This window comes from Gilliamella sp. CG22 (assembly GCF_046635725.1).
Lineage (GTDB): Bacteria > Pseudomonadota > Gammaproteobacteria > Enterobacterales > Orbaceae > Gilliamella > Gilliamella apicola_I.
This window is the reverse complement of record NZ_JBIDFK010000023.1, coordinates 1,739-3,173: the sequence shown is the minus strand read 5'-3', so window position 1 is coordinate 3,173 and position 1,435 is coordinate 1,739. Positions and strand designations below refer to the sequence as shown.

At 49.3% G+C, this 1,435-nt stretch carries 2 rRNA genes (1 of these 2 only partly in view); both read right to left on the bottom strand.

Annotated features, from left to right (window positions below):
- Positions 1-8: 8 nt before the first annotated feature.
- Positions 9-124: ribosomal RNA gene (gene rrf, locus ACGH46_RS10945) — 5S ribosomal RNA — on the bottom strand.
- 149 nt (positions 125-273) lie between these two features.
- Positions 274-1,435: ribosomal RNA gene (locus tag ACGH46_RS10940) — 23S ribosomal RNA — on the bottom strand (its annotated part continues 1,738 nt past the right edge of the window); the annotation flags it as partial.

Sequence of the window (1,435 nt, the reverse complement as noted above, 5' to 3'; positions counted from 1 at the left end):
ATTTAAAAGTCTGGCGGCACCCTACTCTCACATGGGTAATACCCACACTACCATCGGCACTACGGCGTTTCACTTCTGAGTTCGGCATGGGGTCAGGTGGGACCACCGCGCTATTACCGCCAGACATATCCTGTCTTCTCTTTCTCTATTGATGTACATTATCTCATCTTTACATCAATTCCTCAATCCGGAACAAACTGTTTCTACATTCTTTAACCACCTTCCGATGATTTTCTCTTCTCTCTCGCGTAACCCAAAACAACTCCGAGTTGTAAGGTTAAGACTCTCGGTTCATTAGTATCAGTTAGCTCAATGTATCACTACACTTACACACCTGACCTATCTACGTCTTAGTCTCAAACGGACCTTACTGATTCTCATCAGGGAAAACTCATCTCGAGGCTAGTTTCGTACTTAGATGCTTTCAGCACTTATCTATTCCGCACGTAGCTACCGGGCAATGCAATTGGCATCACAACCCGTACACCAGCGGTGCGTTCACTTCGGTCCTCTCGTACTAGAAGCAAACCCTCTCAATTTTCCTACGCCCATGGCAGATAGGGACCGAACTGTCTCACGACGTTCTAAACCCAGCTCGCGTACCACTTTAAACGGCGAACAGCCGTACCCTTGGGACCTACTTCAGCCCCAGGATGTGATGAGCCGACATCGAGGTGCCAAACACCGCCGTCGATATGAACTCTTGGGCGGTATCAGCCTGTTATCCCCGGAGTACCTTTTATCCGTTGAGCGATGGCCCTTCCATTCAGAACCACCGGATCACTATGACCTACTTTCGTACCTGCTCGAGCCGTCACTCTCGCAGTCAAGCTAGCTTTTGCCATTGCACTAACCTCCTGATGTCCGACCAGGATTAGCTAACCTTCGTGCTCCTCCGTTACTCTTTGGGAGGAGACCGCCCCAGTCAAACTACCCACCAGACAGTGTCCCTTACCTCGATTCAGAAGTATAGGTTAGAACATCAAACATTAAAGGGTGGTATTTCAAGGTCGACTCCACACACACTGGCGTGCATGCTTCAAAGTCTCCCACCTATCCTACACATTAAGGCTCAATGTTCACTGTCAAGCTATAGTAAAGGTTCACGGGGTCTTTCCGTCTTGCCACGGGTACACCGCATCTTCACGGCGATTTCAATTTCACTGAGTCTCGGGTGGAGACAGCCTGGCCATCATTACGCCATTCGTGCAGGTCGGAACTTACCCGACAAGGAATTTCGCTACCTTAGGACCGTTATAGTTACGGCCGCCGTTTACTGGGGCTTCGATCAAGAGCTTCTGCTTACGCATAACCCCATCAATTAACCTTCCAGCACCGGGCAGGCGTCACACCGTATACGTCCACTTTCGTGTTTGCACAGTGCTGTGTTTTTATTAAACAGTTGCAGCCAGCTGGTATCTTCGACTGACTTCAC